At 75.0% G+C, this 16,399-nt stretch carries 15 protein-coding genes and 1 other RNA gene; 8 read left to right on the forward strand and 8 right to left on the reverse strand.

Translation table 11 applies throughout. The annotated features are described in order from the left end of the window. Positions 1-56: 56 nt before the first annotated feature. Complete coding sequence (locus tag P2424_RS08230) at positions 57-1,793, reverse strand: lipopolysaccharide biosynthesis protein (RefSeq protein WP_276475121.1); 1,737 nt, start codon at positions 1,791-1,793, stop codon at positions 57-59. Continuing rightward, positions 1,790-3,178 carry a glycosyltransferase family 4 protein gene (locus tag P2424_RS08235; RefSeq protein ID WP_276475122.1) on the reverse strand — a complete coding sequence of 463 codons (1,389 nt, stop codon included), beginning with the start codon at positions 3,176-3,178 and terminating at the stop codon, positions 1,790-1,792. The genes P2424_RS08230 and P2424_RS08235 overlap by 4 nt, the downstream gene beginning before the upstream one ends. A gap of 173 nt (positions 3,179-3,351) precedes the next feature. Between P2424_RS08235 and P2424_RS08240 the strand changes: the two genes are divergently transcribed. Beyond that, complete coding sequence (locus P2424_RS08240) at positions 3,352-3,834, forward strand: adenylyltransferase/cytidyltransferase family protein (RefSeq protein ID WP_276475123.1); 483 nt, start codon at positions 3,352-3,354, stop codon at positions 3,832-3,834. Here P2424_RS08240 and P2424_RS08245 read toward each other — a convergent pair. After that, on the reverse strand, positions 3,794-4,537 hold the full coding sequence (locus tag P2424_RS08245) for a CDP-alcohol phosphatidyltransferase family protein (RefSeq protein WP_276478878.1): 744 nt from the start codon (positions 4,535-4,537) through the stop codon (positions 3,794-3,796). The genes P2424_RS08240 and P2424_RS08245 overlap by 41 nt on opposite strands. Positions 4,538-4,698: 161 nt before the next feature. Here P2424_RS08245 and P2424_RS08250 point away from each other — a divergent pair, with 161 nt between their 5' ends. Next, positions 4,699-5,667, forward strand: coding sequence for a hypothetical protein (locus tag P2424_RS08250; protein ID WP_276475124.1), 969 nt, complete (start codon positions 4,699-4,701; stop codon positions 5,665-5,667). A 118-nt stretch (positions 5,668-5,785) separates the two neighbouring features. Here P2424_RS08250 and P2424_RS08255 read toward each other — a convergent pair whose 3' ends face one another. Beyond that, on the reverse strand, positions 5,786-6,616 hold the full coding sequence (locus P2424_RS08255; RefSeq protein WP_276475125.1) for a bifunctional DNA primase/polymerase: 831 nt from the start codon (positions 6,614-6,616) through the stop codon (positions 5,786-5,788). Between the two features lie 215 nt (positions 6,617-6,831). On the opposite strand from P2424_RS08255, the gene P2424_RS08260 reads away from it, so the two are divergent. Next, entirely contained in the window at positions 6,832-7,713 is an 882-nt protein-coding gene (locus P2424_RS08260; protein WP_276475126.1) for a glycerophosphodiester phosphodiesterase family protein, read from the forward strand. Between the two features lie 78 nt (positions 7,714-7,791). Here the strand turns inward: P2424_RS08260 and P2424_RS08265 are convergent, their stop codons facing one another. After that, positions 7,792-8,406 carry a TetR/AcrR family transcriptional regulator gene (locus tag P2424_RS08265; protein ID WP_276475127.1) on the reverse strand — a complete coding sequence of 205 codons (615 nt, stop codon included), beginning with the start codon at positions 8,404-8,406 and terminating at the stop codon, positions 7,792-7,794. Between the two features lie 161 nt (positions 8,407-8,567). Between P2424_RS08265 and P2424_RS08270 the strand changes: the two genes are divergently transcribed. Both P2424_RS08270 and ddaH read left to right on the forward strand, forming a co-directional pair. After that, the gene (locus tag P2424_RS08270) at positions 8,568-8,714 is read left to right on the forward strand and encodes a DUF6243 family protein (protein ID WP_276475128.1); all 147 of its coding nucleotides are present in this window, start codon (positions 8,568-8,570) and stop codon (positions 8,712-8,714) included. A gap of 111 nt (positions 8,715-8,825) precedes the next feature. After that, the gene (gene ddaH, locus P2424_RS08275; protein WP_276475129.1) at positions 8,826-9,632 is read left to right on the forward strand and encodes a dimethylargininase; all 807 of its coding nucleotides are present in this window, start codon (positions 8,826-8,828) and stop codon (positions 9,630-9,632) included. Positions 9,633-9,690: 58 nt separating this feature from the next. On the opposite strand, the gene P2424_RS08280 is transcribed toward ddaH, so the two are convergent. The 3 genes from P2424_RS08280 to P2424_RS08290 form a co-directional block, all read right to left on the reverse strand. Beyond that, positions 9,691-10,692 (reverse strand): small ribosomal subunit Rsm22 family protein, encoded by a 1,002-nt coding sequence (locus tag P2424_RS08280; protein WP_276475130.1) that lies wholly within the window; start codon positions 10,690-10,692, stop codon positions 9,691-9,693. An 82-nt stretch (positions 10,693-10,774) separates the two neighbouring features. Continuing rightward, positions 10,775-11,944: a serine hydrolase domain-containing protein gene (locus P2424_RS08285; protein ID WP_276475131.1), complete on the reverse strand. Its 1,170-nt coding sequence runs from the start codon at positions 11,942-11,944 to the stop codon at positions 10,775-10,777. Further along, a complete protein-coding gene (locus tag P2424_RS08290; protein WP_276475132.1) occupies positions 11,926-13,365 on the reverse strand; it encodes a multidrug effflux MFS transporter in 1,440 nt (479 codons plus the stop codon). Before P2424_RS08290 ends, P2424_RS08285 begins: the two co-directional genes overlap by 19 nt. A 252-nt stretch (positions 13,366-13,617) precedes the next feature. Between P2424_RS08290 and P2424_RS08295 the strand changes: the two genes are divergently transcribed. From P2424_RS08295 to rnpB, 3 genes are all read left to right on the forward strand, one after another. Next, entirely contained in the window at positions 13,618-14,388 is a 771-nt protein-coding gene (locus P2424_RS08295; RefSeq protein ID WP_276478879.1) for an SDR family oxidoreductase, read from the forward strand. 138 nt (positions 14,389-14,526) lie between these two features. Beyond that, positions 14,527-15,711 (forward strand): lactate 2-monooxygenase, encoded by a 1,185-nt coding sequence (locus P2424_RS08300; protein WP_276475133.1) that lies wholly within the window; start codon positions 14,527-14,529, stop codon positions 15,709-15,711. A gap of 81 nt (positions 15,712-15,792) precedes the next feature. Beyond that, positions 15,793-16,203, forward strand: an RNA gene (gene rnpB / locus P2424_RS08305) — RNase P RNA component class A. Positions 16,204-16,399: the final 196 nt, after the last annotated feature.

The raw sequence follows: 16,399 nt of genomic DNA on the forward strand, positions 1-16,399 counted from the left end.
CGGACCGTCACCGGGGTGCTGCACCCGGATCCCCCCTCGTCAGCCACCGGAAGCCGTCAGCGATCCAGCACCCGCAGGCCGACGCCCTCGCGGACGAACTCCTCGGGGCGGGGGCGCGGGGCCGCGCCCCGGTCCGGCGGCGCGGCGGGGCCGGATACGCCGCCGCGTCCGGAATCGCCGCCGGTGCCCTCGGAGTGGAGCAGGGCACCGAGCACGCAGCCGCCCGCGCCGGCGACCAGTTCCCGCACCCGCGCCAGATCGTCCCGCCGCACTTCGCGCGGGTCGCAGACGAGCAGGACGCAGTCGACCCGGTCGATGAGCGCGATGGCGTCGGCGTACGACAGCACGGCGGGCGCGAGGACCAGGAGCACGGAGTCGCTGTCGTCGGCGTGTCCGATGAGCCGGCTGACGGCCGAGGAGGTGAGCGCACGCGGCACCTTGCTGACGCGGTGCCCGGGCACCAGGTCGAAGACGCCCGACTCGCCCGCGTCGATCGGGACACGGGGCCCGGCGGGCCAGCCGATGGTGCCGTGGCCGGGAGCGCGGGCCCATCCCCCGGCCTCCGGTCGGGAGATGCCCCCAGGCCGGAGGCCGTCCGCGTGCCGCAGCCGCTCGGTGAGCGAGGGGGTGCGCAGATCGGCCTCCAGGAGCAGCACCTCCTTGCCCATCTCGGCGAAGGAAGCGGACAGGTTCACGGAGGCGGCCAGCGCGGTGTCGATGCCGCCGCGCGGCGGGACGACCAGGACGCGGCGGCGCCGCGCGAAGGTCTCGTCGTAGGCCAGCCGGAAGGCGACCGAGCGGTACTCCTCGGCGAGCCGGCCGCCGGCCAGCAGCGGACGGGCGCGCGCCCGGCGCTCGGCCCGCTTCCCGCGGCGGCGCCCGCGCCCGCGCGGCAGGGTGCCCAATACCGGGGCGTGCAGGGCGCGCACGACGTCGCCGGGGGTGCGGACGGCGGGGTCGAAGACGAGCCGTACCCAGGCGGCGAGCAGACCGAGACCGACGCCGACGGCGGCACCGAGGCCGAGCATCAGCAGCAGTCCGGGCCCGGCGGGCGCGTCGGGCGGGACGGCCTCGGTGACGACGCGGCCCGGGGTGGTGTCCTCGGCGCGCAGGTCGCTGATGCTGCCGTCGAGTTCGGCGATGCGGCTGACGACGGAGGAGTGCGCGGAGAGCGTGCCGTCGAGCGCGCCCTCCCGGCCGGAGGAGGCGATCTCCTCGGCGAGCCGGTCGCGCTCCTTCAGCAGCGGCTCGCGCTGCTTCTCGTAGGAGTCGACCATGCTCGCGGCGCGCGCCTCGGCGTCCTGCTCGCGGTTGCCGAGGTAGGCCGCGGCGAAGGCGTCGGCGCCGCGCGCCGCGGCCCGGGGGCTGTGCGCGGTGAAGGAGAAGCGCAGCATCCGGGTGTCGGGCGGGTTGGTGACCTGGAGGCCGGCGGCGAGCTGCTGGGGGCGGCGCCCGGAGTCCAGGGTGTCCGCGGCGCGTTCGGCGACGACGCTGCTGAGTGCGGTGCGCCGCTCGGAGCCCATGCTGGTACCGCCGGGGGCCGAGGTGGCGCCGCTGCTGTCGAGGGGCAGCGGGCGCACCGTGATCTCGGTGGTGGCGGTGTAGGAGTCGGCGCCGCTGACACCGAGCCAGCCGCCGCCCAGGATGCCGAGGGCGATGCCGAGCGCGATCAGCCGGCGGTAGCGCAGGAGCTGGCGGAACTGGTCGCGGAGCAGGTCGGGTTCGTCGTCGGGGTGGCCGGCCGGGGCCGGGTCCCGCTCGTCTCCGCCGCCGGGCGCGCCGCGGCCGGTCACGCCGGTCCGCCCTGCTGCCGGACGGTGCCGGCCGCGGCGCCCCGCGGGGAGCCGGGCCGGGCGGGGTGGCCGGTGCGGTGGCCGCCGGGTGCGGGGGCCAGGGCGCGGGCCTCGTCGAGCAGTGCGGTCAGCCGGGCCAGCGCCGCGGTGCGCCCCAGGTGGCCGGTGGCGTACGCACGGCCCGCGGCGCCGAGCGCGGCGGCGCGGGCGGGGTCGGCGGCCAGGCCGCGGAGGCCGTCGGCGAGCGCCGCCGGGTCCTCGGGCGGCACCAGGACCCCGGCGCCGGACCGGCGGATCTCGCCCGCGGTGCCGCCGCTCCCGGCGACGGAGGCGAGGACCGGGCGCCCGGCGGCGAAGTAGGAGGTGAGTTTGGAGGGGACGCTCATGTCGAGCACGGAGGCCCGCTGGGTGACGGCCAGCACATCGGCGGCGGCCAGCACGTCGGGGAAGTCCGCCTCGTCGGCGGGCGGCAGCAGTTCGACGCCGGGCAGCGGGGTCGCCAGCCCGGCGAGGTGGCGGCGCTGGTTGCCGTCGCCCATCAGGACGATGCGCAACCGCTCGCCGTGGAGCAGCCGGGCGGTCTCGAGCAGCACGTCCAGGCCCTGTTTGAGGCCCATGTTGCCGGAGTGCAGCAGGACCGTCTCGTCCGGCCGCCAGCCGAGCCGGGAGCGGGTCTCCGCACGGGGACGGGACGGGGCGGATATGTGCGTCCAGTTGGGCACGGTACGGATGTGGGAGGCCGGGACCCCGAGCGCGGTGACCCGCTCGGTGAAGCTCTCGTGGATGACGCCCACCAGGGTGGCCGCCGCCAGTACCCGACGCTCCACAGAACCGGCGAGGGCGGCCGCCCGATCGCCGCCGCGGATGCCGCTCTGCGCCGCCCCGGCGCCCATCAGGTCCTGGACGACCGGCACGAACGGCACTCCGGCCCGGCGGGCGAGCCGGGCGCCCAGCAGTCCGCCCGCGAGGCTGGGGAGCTGGGCGACGACGGCGTCGGGCGGTCCGCCGAGCCGGGGCGGCGCCAGCAGTCCGTGGACGAGCACGGACGCCTCGTACAGCGCCCGGCGCGCGGCGGTCTGCCGCGGCGGGACGGTGTGCCTGCGGCGGTGCACCCGGACTCCGCCCCGCTGCTCGGTGACCCGCCAGACGCCCCGGTAGGCGGGGTCCGTACGCCAGGCGGGGTAGTGCGGCATACCGGCCAGGACGTGCACGTCCCAGTCGGGGCGTGCGGCCCAGTGCTCGGCGAGCTGGGCCGCGTAGGGCCCGATGCCGGCCTGCTCGGGTGCGTAGTTGGTGGACACCAGCAGCACTCGGCGCCCGGACGCCTCCTCGCGCAGCCCACCGGGCGCGGTCCCGTTTCCGGGCACCGCGTCGCCGTTCACCATGGATCCCCCCACAGGTCCGCCGCTCGTTCCCCGGGGGCAGCGTAACGCCTGCCGTGCGGGCATTCGCCGACCTGTGCCTGATTCCCGCCGGTTGTGGTTGCATGCTGCGATGCGCGGCGGCCGGGGAGGGCCGCGGCGCGGTCAACGGCATGCGTCCTGGGGGGGGACTTCACATGACCCACACGGTCGGCTACGCACCCGGCGCCTACGACCTGTTCCACGTCGGCCATCTGAACCTGCTGCGGCACGCCCGCTCGCGGTGCGACTACCTGGTCGCGGGCGTGGTCTCGGACGAGATGGCCGGGCGCGCCAAGGGGCGGCCACCGGTGATCCCGCTCGTCGAACGGCTGCAGATCGTCCGCAGCATCCGGTTCGTGGACGCGGCGTTCGTGGAGACGGTGCCGGACAAGCTGGAGACCTGGCAGCAGGTCAGGTTCGACGTGCTGTTCAAGGGGGACGACTGGCGGGGTACGCCGAAGGGCGAGAAGTTGGAGGCCGACTTCCGTACGGTCGGCGTAGAGGTCGTCTACTTCCCGTACACCATGCATACCTCCAGCACTCAGCTGCGGCGCGCACTCGACACACTGGCCGCCCCCGCCGGGCCGGCCGCGCCGGTCACCCCGGAGGCGGGGCGGACAGCTCCCGGAACCATTTGACGGCGAACGCGGCGAGGAAGAGCGCGTAGCAGGCGAACAGGGCGGCGTACCCGGCGCGGAACAGCCCCGGGGCGCCGAGCAGCAGGAAGACGGCACAGAAGACGCCGTGGTCCACCGGGAGCAGTGCCACGGCCCGCAGCGTCGAGGGCGGCGCGGGGGCCGGCTCCGGGCCCGCACGGTCGGGCCGGGGGCGGAGCTTGTCGGTGAGCAGTCCACCGAAGAAGAGCAGCACCGCCACGAGCTGGAAGCCCAGCGGCAGCAGCAGCCAGCTCTCGTGCGGCAGGTCCGCGAAGCGGTAGAAGGAGATCAGCACGGCCGAGTGCAGTCCGGTGATCTTGGCGCAGTCCACCACGTGGTCCAGCCACTCCCCGGCCGGACTGCCGCCGCCCCGCAGCCGGGCGAGTTGCCCGTCGGCGGAGTCCAACGCGAAGCCGACGAGGAGCGCGGCCCACACGGCAGCCCCCAGCCCCCAGGACGGCCGCACCAGCGCCACCCCCGCCACCCCGGCGAAGCTGCACACCGCGCTCAGCAGCGTCACCTGGTTCGGGCTGAGCCCCGCGCGGTACGCGGCGGCCGCGAAGACCCTGCCCAACGGCCGGTTCACGTGCCGCGAATACAGCGAGACCCCCTTGGCAGTCTTCTGCGCGGCCCGTAACCGGCGCAGTGCCGTGCCGAATGCCGCGGCCTCCGTGGCCTGGACCATGCACACCCCCTCGGTCGTCCTGCCGCGCATACTGGGCCAGGTACCGCGCGGCACGCCAGACCCCGCAGGGTAGGGTGCGTTCGCCGACAGCACCGGGAGGGTGGGAACAGGTGAAGGGGTTGAGGGCTGGCAAGCCCCCGCGCATACCGCTGGCAGCGGCCGTGACGACCGGAGCGCTGCTCGCCTCGCTCACGGGCTGTGTGACCGTGCACGGCGAGAGCGCCGTGGTCCCCGCGCTGAGCAAAACCGAGGCGGCGAAGGTCCTCAAGACTTTCGTGGCGAAGAACAACCGCGCCAACACCGCCTACGACGCCGAGTTGAACGCCCGGATCGAGACGGGCGCCCTCGGCGCCATCGACCAGGCGGGCCTCAAGTCCCGCAAGGAGGTCCGCCCCAAGGGGAACCCGGACTACCAGCCGCTGAAGCTGACCGACACCCGCTATCTGATCCCCGAACAGGCGGGCTGGCCGAAGTTCTTCGTCACGGACTCGCGCAGCAACCGCAAGGGGCAGGGCCGCTGGTTCTTCGTCTTCCAGCGCCAGCGGGCCGACGGACCGTGGAAGGCGTCCTATCTGTCGGTCGTCGCCCCCGATCGGATCCCCCGCTTCGCGCGGGACGAGCACGGCCGGGTGAAGGCCGTACCGGTGGGCGGCGGCTCCGGGCTGGCCGTCCCGCCGGACGAACTGAGCAAGCGCTACACCCGCTATCTGCAGGAGGGCGCGGGCGACGACTTCGCCGCCGGCCGGCACACGACCGCGCTGCGCGAGAAGCGGGAGAAGGCGCTCAAGCGCGAGAACGTGCGCAACGAGTTCGCCGACCGGGCCGCGCAGCCGCCGCAGTACGCGCCGTTCGGGCTGCGCACGAAGGACGGCGGGGCGCTGGTGTTCTTCACCACCCTGCACCACCACAAGCAGACGCTGCCGCGGGGCTACAAGCCGCAGATCGAGGACCCGCTCGTGAAGGCGATGCTGTCGGGCACGCCGAAGCAGTCGGTGACCTTCGTACGGGTCTCGGAGCAGGCCGTCACCGTTCCGGCCAAGCGGGCGCAGGGGAAGTCCGACGGCGGCTCCGGCGGCAAGGTCGTCTTCCTGAGCCGCATCGAGGGGCTGACCGCCGCGCGCGGCGAGTGAGCCCGCCGGGCCGGGCCGGGGGGAGCGCCGGTCCGGCGGCCGCCCGCGCCCGGCCGTCGGGTTCGCGGGGTCACCGCGGGGGCGAGGCGGCGCCCGGCGGGCGGTCGGCACCCGGGCCTCAGCGCACCGGCCAGGGGGTGTGCTCCTCCAGGCCCTCCACCGTCACGGCGTACTCCGCGCAGGCGTCGGTGAGGGTCTCCAGCAGGGCGAGGGGCTCGGGGAGAGCCTCCCCCGGCTGCGGGGGGCGCAGCCAGTGGACGCCCTCGGCCGTGTCGGGCAGCCGCGAGGGCGGCAGCAGCACATAGCTGCCCCGGCAGTGCCAGCGCAGTCCGGGGTGCTCCTCCATCGTCTCGGGGTGGCTGTCCAACTCGCAGGGCCACCACTCGTCCTCGTCCTCGGGAGTGCCCCGGGTCTTGGTGAAGAAGAGCATCCGGTCGCCGCCGTGCAGCGCCACCGGCCCCAGCTCCGGCTCGGCACCGGAGTCGGCCGCCCGCTCCCGGTCCTCCAGCACGGCCAGCGCCGCGAACCCCGCCTCGGCGGGGACGTCCAGCACGTCGTGCGCGCGGCCGGTGGCGGTGATGAAGTTGGCCTCCGGTTCGGCCCGCAGCCAGCGCTCGACCTGAGCGCGGTCGGTGGTGGCCTGGGTCTGCCAGGCGAAGGAGACGGGGTGTCTGCCGGGGGTCGGACAGCCGATCCGCACACAGGAGCAGCCGTACCCGGACGGGTGAGCGGCGGGGGCCAGCGGAAACCCGGCCCCGGCGGCCGCGAGCAGGAGCGTTTCGCGGTCCTGGGCCGCTTCCGCCGCGGCGGTCGGCCGGTTGCCGCGGCCGCCCCAGCGCCGTCCCCCGGAGCCGCGGCCCGGAGCCGGGGAGCCGGTGTCGGACGGCTCGGTCGTGCCGTGCCCGGCCCGGCGGCGCAGCCATCGGGCGATCCTGCTCTCGCGTTCCATCTACCGCCTCACTCCGCGACCGGGAACCATGAACTCCGAGGGTACGCAGCCCCGCGGCGCGCTGAGGCGGATTCCACGGATCGCCGATGTCCCCCGTCCATCCTGCTCCTCCGGGTGGCGGCTCCGGCGGCCGGGGTGGGGACGTCACCCACGGGGGCGCACCCGGCCGGACGCACTGCCCGGCAGTCCGCCCGCTTCACACCTAGTTTGGGATCATGGTGACAAAGGCGGCTTCTGCTCCGATGGTCTCGTTGTTCATCCTGGCTCTCGTCGCGGTACCGACCGCACCGGCCGCCTCGGCCGCGCCCGTCGGCCGCACCGGCCCCTCCGCCCCCGAGCAGGAGGTCAGCCGCACGGTGGCACCGCGGCTCTCCCGGCTGTCCGGCACCACCGTCACGGCACACCGCGGCGGCGCCCTGGAAGTCCCGGAGAACAGCATGCAGGGGATGACCGCGACCCGGCGGCGCGGCTACGCACACGTCCTGGACGCGGACATCCGCCGACTGCGCGACGGCACGCTGGTGGCGATGCACGACGACACCCTGGACCGCACGACGGATCAGCACGGCAAGGTCGGCGCGCTCGACTGGAAGGCGTGGCAGAAGGTGCGCCTGACCCCGAAGAGGAGCCTGCCGGGGACGTGGCGGCCGGAGCGCCCGCCGGCCGCGCGGGAGATCCTCGACCGGTTCGGCGGGGACATTCTGCTGATGCTGGAGCTGAAGGACCCCGAGGGGCTGCCGCGGCTCGCCCGGCTGATCCGCGAGCGGCAGCTGACCCGCTCGGTCCTGGTGGAGTCCAACGATCCGCGGGTCGCCGCCGCAGCACACGAGGAGGGGCTGCTGACGGCGGTGTGGCGCTCGGCACGCCAGGCGGCCGGCGACCGGCCCGAGCGCTGGAAGGACTTCGTGACGATGCTCAGCATCGACCACCGGGCCGCGGCCGGGGACGTGCGCCGGGCCGTGCGCTCGGGGATCACCTACGTCTGGTCGCACACGGTCAACACCCGCGCGGCCCGGGACCGGATGCTGAAGCTGGGCTGCGAGGGCATCGTCACCGACCGGCCGGGCAGCCTGGCGCCCGTCGGGGCTGGGACGTGACGACGGGGCGGGGAGGCCGGCACCGCCGGTTCGGCCCGCCGTACCGCGCGGGGTGCGGCCCCCGGTGCCGCGCGGGGTTCAGTTCCCGGCGGGCCGGGGGGTGAGCGCGCGCAGGACCAGTTCGACCAGCCTGTCGGTGAACTCGTGGGTCAGCGGGCCGGTGCGGTTGAGCCAGCGCTGCTGGAAGGGGCCGAGCAGCAGCTCGACGGCGAGGTCGGGGTCGACGGCGGGGTCGATCTGCCCGGCCCGCTGCGCGGCGCGCAGCCGCTCCGCGTACAGCTTCCGGCCGGGCTCCTGGAGCCGGACGGCGAACTGCTCGGCCAGCTCGGGGTCGGCGGCCGAGGCGACGGCCAGCGCTCGGTAGGGAGCCTCGAACCCGGCGTCGGAGAACTCGTCCGCGGTGGCCCGCAGCACCGCCTTGAGGTCGGCCTCGAGGTCTCCGGTGTCCGGCAGGCCGCCGTGCTCCTCGGTGTGGACCAGGTCGGTGAACGCCTCCAGCAGCACCGCCGCCTTGGAGGGCCACCAGCGGTAGATGGTCTGCTTGCCGACGCCGGCCCGCGCGGCGATCGCCTCGATGGTCAGCCTCGGATACCCGACCTCGCCGACCAGTTCGACACTGGCCCGCAGGATCGCGGTGCGGGAGTGCGCGCTGCGCCGGGAGACGTCGGGGTTCTTCGGAGTCGTGGAGGGCATGACCCGAATCTAGCAGCGCTTTGAGACGAGACGAACCGTCTTGGCAGGGCGGAGCGTCGCGGGCACTCTCGTCTCACGGAAGACGAGACGATACGTATCGCCTCGATCGAGATCCGGCAGAAGGAGAGGAGACGCCCACGAGCAAGGGACGCGGCGGAAGAGTGCTCGGGGTCGGCGGTGTCCGCACCCATCTGTCCCGCGGCCGGCTCCGCGGCGCCGGGGGCGGCGACGGGGCTCCCGCGGGCGGGAACGACCCGCTGGCCCAGAAGCGCGAACTGCTGCGCAGGCTCCGGGAGTCCCGCATGTGACCCGGCCGCCGCCGTGCACTCACCCGCACTTGACCGGCAATCCACACGAACAGGCTCCTCAGGGAGCACCATGGGCGCACCGCAGCACGCACGTTCCCTGAGGAGCCTGAGATGTACGCAACCCGTCGCTATCTGATGTGTCCTCCGTCCCACTTCCGCGTCACCTACTCCATCAACCCCTGGATGGACCCCGGCAAGCCCGTGGACCTGCCCCTCGCGCTCGCCCAGTGGGAGGCGCTCCGCGACCGCTACCGCGCCCTCGGGCACACCGTCGAGCTCCTCGACCCGGTGCCCGAACTTCCCGACATGGTGTACGCCGCCAACGGTGCGACCGTCGTCGACGGGCGGGTGCTCGGCGCCCGGTTCGCACACCCCGAACGGGCCGGGGAGGCGGCCGCACACCGCGACTGGTACCGCGCGCACGGCTTCGGCGACGTCACCGAGCCCGCACACATCAACGAGGGCGAGGGCGACTTCGCCGTCACCGCCTCCTGGCTGCTGGCCGGCCGCGGCTTCCGCAGCAGCCCGCTCTCCCACGGCGAGGCCCAGGAGTTCTTCGGGCGCCCGGTCATCGGCCTCGACCTGGTGGACCCGCGCTACTACCACCTCGACACCGCGCTGTGCGTGCTGGACCCCGAAGCGGAGGACGTGATGTACCACCCAGCGGCCTTCTCCCCCGGCAGCCGGGCCGTGCTCGCGCGACTGTTCCCCGACGCGCTGCTCGCCGAGGAACCCGACGCCCTCGCCCTCGGCCTCAACGCCGTCAGCGACGGGCGGCACGTCTTCCTGCCCGAGGCCGCCACCGGCCTCTTCGGCCCCCTGCGGGACCGCGGCTACGAGCCCGTACCGGTGGACCTGACCGAACTGCTGAAGGGCGGCGGCAGCGTCAAGTGCGTCACCGCGGAACTGCGCTCCTAGCCGGCTCCCGCCACGCCGACCGGTCCCGGGCCGTCCTGGGCGGAACCGTGCCGCGCGGTCACCACGGGTCGCCCCAGGCGGCCTTGCGGGCCGCGCGGTAGTCGGCGCCCGCCCGCTTGGTGACGGGACGGCGGTGCACGGCGCCGCCGTCCTCGCACAGGTCCAGCAGCACCTGCCCCTTGCGGAGCTGCGGCCTGCGGACGATCCGGGCACCCGCCGGGGTGCCCGGCACCGTCTCCCGCACCGCCGCCACGTAGCTGAACTTCTCGTCCTCGTACGGCAACTCCCCGCCCTTCACCCGGCGGTGCAGCGACGAGCGGGCGACCCGCACGGCGAAGTGGCACCAGTCCTGGCCGGGCACCAGCGGGCAGGTTCCGTCGTGCGGACACGGCGCCAGCACGCGCAGCCCCGCCCCCAGCAGCGCGTCCCGGGCCGCGCGGATCCGCAGATAGCCCTCCGGAGTACCGGGCTCCACCAGCACCACGGCACCCCGCGCCGCGCGCGCCGCAGCGTCCACCACGGCGTGCCGGTCCTCCTCGGAGAGCTCCCCCAGCACATACGAGACGGTCACCAGATCGGCGGCCGCCGGCTCCGGCAAGCCGCCACCGGCCGTACCGCCGCCACCGCGCAGCGAGCCGCGGCGCCACTCGGCCCCGCGCAGCGCCTCCACCCCGGACGCCAGCGCGCGGCCCAGCGCGAGGGCCGGCTCCGCCCAGTCCAGGACGACCGTCGTACGGGAAGTCCCGCCGGCCCGCCACACGCGCTCGGCCGCCCACACCGCGGCGCCCGTGCCGCCGCCCACGTCCAGGTGGCTGCCGGGGGCCCAGTCCCCGGCACGCTCGGCCAGCTCGGCCAGCGCGGCGGAGGCGGCGGCGAAGGTGGCGGGCATCCGGTAGGCCGCGTACGCGGCCGCGTCGGCGGCGTCCCGCAGCACCGGGGCACCGGTGGGGGTCTCCCCGCGGTAGTGGGCGATCAGCCGCTCGACGGCGCCCGCCGCCTGCCGCGCGGGCAGCCCGTCCAGCGCTGCGGCGAGCGCGCCGCGCAGTTCTTGCTCGATCACTTCACCAGTGTAGGAAGTCCGCCGGCGTCCGCTCCCGGCGCCGGGCGCCGCCGTGCGGTGGCCGCGGGCCCGGCGGGGGCGCTCACCGCACGGCACGGGCCAGCAGGCCGGCCGCCGCGGCGCGCGGAGCGCTGTCGGGGGGCCGGCGTACCGGGTGGACGGTGTTGGCGAGGAGCACCAGGAAGGTGTCCGTCACCGGGTCGAGCACCAGACTGGTCCCGGTGAAGCCGGTGTGCCCGGCGGCCCGGGAGCCGGGCCCGGCCAGCTCGCCCATGAACCAGGGGGCGCCGGTGCGGAAGCCGAGGCCCGGCGGCTCCAGGAGCCGGGCGGCCGAGGCGGGCGCCAGGATGCGGGCCGGCCCGTAGGAGCCGCCCGACAGCAGGGTGCGGCACAGCACCGCGAGGTCGCGGGCGGTGGAGAAGAGTCCGGCGTGCCCGGCCACCCCGCCCATGGCGTAGGCGTTCTCGTCGTGGACCCGGCCGTGAACGAGGCCCCGGTTGAGCTTGGCCCAGGGTCTTCGCATGTCCTCCGTGGCGGCGATCCGGGCGCGCCAGGTGCGGGGCGGGTTGAAGCGGGTGTGGTGCATCCCGAGCGGTGTGGTGATGCCCTCACGCACCAGGACGTCCAGCGTCCGGCCCGTCACCTGGTACAGCACGCTCTCCAGCAGCAGCAGGTTGAGGTCGGAGTACAGGCGCGCGGAGCCCGGCTCGGTCAGCGGCTTCTCGGCCCACAGCAGCTCCGGGTGCTCGGCGGTGTTGTGCTCGTAGAAGGGCAGCTCGGCACGGAGTCCGGAGGTGTGGGTCAGCAGGTGGCGGACGGTGATGCCGTGGTCGGTGACCGGCGCGCCCGCCTGGAGATGGTCGGCGACGCGCGCGTCCAGCTCGAGCGCGCCCCGCTCGACCTGCTGGACGGCGGCGATGGCCGTGAACAGCTTGGTGAGCGAGGCGAGGTCGAAGACCGTGTCCACCCGCATGGGCAGCCACTCCTGGCGCGGCAGCTCGACCGGGAGCCCGGCGGCGGGATCCCAGGCGGCGTACCGCAGCGCCCAGCCGGTGGCGTGCTCCAGCGCGACGCAGGGGCCGCGGCCGGCCAGCACGACGGCACCGGCGCACCAGCCCGCCGCGGGCAGGGCGTCGGTGCTGTCGGCCAGCGCGGCCAGCCCTCCGGGGTCGAGCCCGGCCTTCTCCCGGAAGCGGCGCCGCGCCTCGGCACCGTCCAGGGAGGCCACGCTCCTCAGTCTCGTACGCGCCATGGGCGGCAGAGTGCCACGAAGGCGAGAGCGGCGAGGGTGACGGCACCGAACTGGACCAGCGCCATGGGCACGGCGGTCTGCTCGCCCGCCACGCCGACCAGCGGGGAGGCGATGGCGCCGACGAGGAACTGCGAGGTGCCCAGCAGCGCCGAGGCCGAGCCCGCCGCGTGCGGGGTGCGCATCAGGGCCTGGGAGTTGGCGTTCGGCATGATCAGTCCCATGCCGGACATCAGCACGCACAGCGCGGTGGCCAACGGCGCCAGCCCCACGTGCCCGAACAGGCCGGTGGTCATCACCAGCAGTGCCACGGTCGCGGTGCCGACCATGCACAGCCCGAAGGCGAGCACCCGGTCCAGGGACACCCGGCCGACCAGGACCTTCCCGTTGAGCTGCCCGAAGGCGACCAGGCCGATGGAGTTGACCATGAACAGCAGGCTGAAGGTCTGCGGCGAGGCGCCGTAGATCTCCTGGACGACGAACGGCGAGGCCGCGACGTAGGAGAAGAGCGCCGCGAACGCGAGGCTGGAGGCGAGCAGGTACCCGGTGAAGACCCGGTCGGCGAGCAGCCCGCGCATGGTGCGCAGCGCGTCCGGCAGCCCGCCCTTGTGCCGGCGTTCGGCCGGCAGGGTCTCGGGCAGCTTGCGCAGCACGACGAGGACGAGCAGCAGACCGATCCCGGCCAGGATGCAGAAGACTCCGCGCCAGTCGGTGAAGCGCAGCACCTGGGCGCCCAGCACGGGGGCGAGGACCGGTGCGGTGCCGGAGATCAGCATGAGAGTGGAGAAGAACCGCGCCATGGCCAGCCCGTCGTACAGATCGCGGACGACGGCGCGGGCTATCACCACCCCGGCGGCGCCCGCGAGTCCCTGGGCGAGCCGGAAGCCGGTGAGGGTGCCGGCGGTGGGAGCCAGCGCACAGGCGAGGCTCGCCAGGATGTAGCAGCCCATGCCGACCAGCAGCGGGCGGCGCCGCCCGAAGCGGTCGCTCATCGGCCCCGCGACGAGCTGGCCCACGGCCAGCCCGACGAGACAGGCCGTGAGGGTGAGCTGCGCGCCGGCGGCGGGGATGTGGAGCGCTCCGCTGACCTCCGGGAGGGCCGGGAGGTACATGTCGATGGAGAGGGGCGGGAGCGCGGTCAGCCCGCCGAGGATGAGGGTGAGCAGCAGCCCGGCGCGACGGCGGCGGGTCAGTTCGGGGCCGGCGGGTGCGACGGTGCCCGCCCCGGGGGCGGTGCCGGACCCGTCGGCGGTGCGGGCCGCCGGGGCGGCGGGTGCCTCCGGGGCGGCGCCGGACGCGGCTTCCCGGTCGGTGCGGGTACTGCGGGCGGACGGCGCCGCGTGGTGCGGGTGTTGCAGATGCTGCGGGTGCTGTGGGGCGTCGGCGGGTACGGCGGCCGGTTGCGGGGGGCCGGTCTTGGTCATGCACCTCTCCAGGAGATTGTCACGGACTCGAACATTCTCCCAGGAATTCCGGTACGGGCCCACACGTTTGTTCCCCCTTCCGGGAGCGGGACCGGACCGCCGCGCAGCCGGCGCCGCCCGCCGGGCAGGCCCGCGTACGCTGCGCCCATGACGCGCGAGAATCACCCGGCCCCAGAGGCACACCAGGCGGCACAGGCGGGCGACGCACCGGACTCCCGGACCGCCGCGGGGGCCGCGCGGACCGCCGGGGAGATGCCCCGGAGAGCTGCCGAGGTGCGGACCGCCGGTACGGCCCTGGTGACCGGGGCCGGCTCGGGGATCGGCCGGGCCGTCGCCCTCACCCTCGCCGACGCGGGCTGGACGGTCGTGCTCGCGGGCCGCCGCCGGGGGGCGCTGGAGCAGACCGCGCAGCTCGCCGGGGGCGCCGCCACCCGGTGCGTCCCCGCCGACGTCACCGATCCGGCCGCCGTCACCGCGCTGTTCGACTCCGTACGGGAGCACGAGGGCCGGCTCGACCTGCTGTTCAACAACGCGGGCACCTTCGGCCCCGCCGTACCGCTGGCGGACCTCTCCTTCGAGGACTGGCGCGCGGTCGTGGACGTCAACCTGCACGGCGCCTTCCTCTGCGCCCAGGCCGCCTTCCGGCTGATGAAGGACCAGCAGCCGCGCGGCGGCCGGATCATCAACAACGGCTCGATCTCCGCCCACACCCCGCGGCCCGGCTCGATCGCCTACACCGCGACCAAGCACGCCATGACGGGCCTCACCAAGTCCCTGTCCCTGGACGGCCGCGCCTACGACGTGGCCTGCGGACAGATCGACATCGGCAACGCCGCCACCGAGATGACGGCCGCCATGTCCCAGGGCGTCCCCCAGGCCGACGGGAACCGCGTCCCGGAGCCGACCATGAACGCCGACGACGTGGCACGCACCGTCCTGCACATGGCTTCCCTGCCGCTGGAGGCCAACGTCCAGTTCGCCACCGTGCTGGCCACCAAGATGCCGTACATCGGCCGGGGCTGAGCACGCGGAGGAGCACGGACGCCGCCGGGCCGCCGGCGCTGTCGGGGCGTTCGGGGCCGCCGGCGCCGTCCGGGGTGTGGCCATCGGCCGCCGGGGCGGAGAGACTCGGCCCGCAGCGACCCGCGAAGGAGCCCGCACGTGACCGACCCCGTACCTCCGCCGGAGAACTTCGCCGGCTACCAGAACGAGATCTACCTGCACGGCCTCGAGGACCGGATACCGCCCTTCACCACGGATGCCACCAGGCTCGGCGACTCGGCCCGCGCCCGGCTGGACGCGGGCGCCTTCGGCTACGTCGCCGGAGCGGCCGGCTCCGGCGCCACGCACCGCGCCAACCGGGCGGCGTTCGACCACTACCGGCTGGTCCCGCGCATGCTCACCGACGCCACCGACCGCGACCTGCGGACCCGGGTCCTGGGCACCGCCATGCCCGCACCGGTCGTCCTCGCCCCCGTCGGCGTCCAGTCGATCCTGCACCCGGACGGCGAGGCGGCGACGGCCCGCGCCGCCGCCTCGCTCGGCCTGACGGCGGCCCTGTCCACCGCCTCGTCCTACTCGCTCGAAGAGGTGGCGGAGGCCGGCGGCAGCGCTCCGCGCTGGTTCCAGCTCTACTGGCCGAACGACGACGAGGTGTGCGTCAGCATCCTGCGGCGGGCGCGCGACGCCGGCTACAGCACGCTGGTCGTCACCCTCGACACCTGGACACTGGCCTGGCGCCCACAGGACCTGGACCAGGCGTATCTGCCGTTCATCCGCGGGGTCGGCACCGCCATCCCGTTCTCGGACCCGGCCTTCCGGGCGGGCCTGGACAAGCCCCCGGAGGAGGACCTGGGCGCCGCGGTGCTGCGGTGGGTCCCGATGTTCACCGGGACCGACAAATCCTGGGACCGGCTGCCGTTCCTGCGGCGGCACTGGGACGGTCCGATCGCCCTCAAAGGCATCCAGCACCCGGACGACGCCCGCCGGGCCGCCGACGCGGGCATGGACGGCGTGATCGTCTCCAACCACGGCGGCCGCCAGGTCGACGGCGCCATGGCCTCCCTCGACGCGCTCCCCGGCGTGGTCCGGGCCGTGGAGGGCACCGGCCTGGACGTCCTCTTCGACTCCGGCGTCCGCACCGGCTCCGACGCGCTCAAGGCGCTCGCGCTCGGCGCCGGCGCGGTCCTGCTCGGCCGCCCGTTCGCCTACGGGCTGGCGCACGGCGGCGAGGACGGCGTCCGGCACGTGCTCCGCTCGTTCCTCGCCGACCTGCACCTCACCCTGGGCCTGTCCGGCCACCGCACGCCGGACGAACTGAGCCCGGACGACCTCTGGCATCGCTGACCGCGGCGTGCCGGGCCCGCGGGGCACCCGGGGGACGGCCGCGGTCCACCGGGCGGCGGGTAGGATGGGGCACACGGCGGACGAGCCGGCCGGGCGGCCGCGTCGGGGGTGCCCAGCACCCTCGCCGAGGAACGTCCGGGCTCCACAGGGCAGGATGGTGGGTAACGCCCACCCGGGGTGACCCGCGGGACAGTGCCACAGAAAACAGACCGCCGGGCCCGTCTGCGGACGGCAGCCCGGTAAGGGTGAAACGGTGGTGTAAGAGACCACCAGCGCCCAGGGTGACCTGGGCGGCTCGGTAAACCCCATCCGGAGCAAGGTCAAGAGGGGCCGCGACGCGGCCCTGCGCGGATGTTCGAGGGCGACCCGTCCGAGTCCGCGGGTGGACCGCACGAGGCCGGTGGCGACACCGGTCCCAGATGGATGGCCGCCACCCCGGCCGCCGCGAGGCGGCCGAGGCCACAGAACCCGGCGTACAGGCCGACTCGTCCGCCCCTACTTGGGGCTTCTCCCTGGAAAGTCCCAGGCGGACGCCGCCTCCAGCCCTTGTGGGGAAGGTCCGGCGCCACGCTCATCCGCCTTCCTCAGCCCGCCCCGAGGGGTCCTGGGTACGCGGCTCGGTGGCCCCAGGGCGTGCCGTATCTCTGCTGCACGCAGAACCTAGGACCTACACATTACGAGACCACGA

Source organism: Streptomyces sp. WMMB303, from assembly GCF_029351045.1.
Classification (GTDB): domain Bacteria; phylum Actinomycetota; class Actinomycetes; order Streptomycetales; family Streptomycetaceae; genus Streptomyces.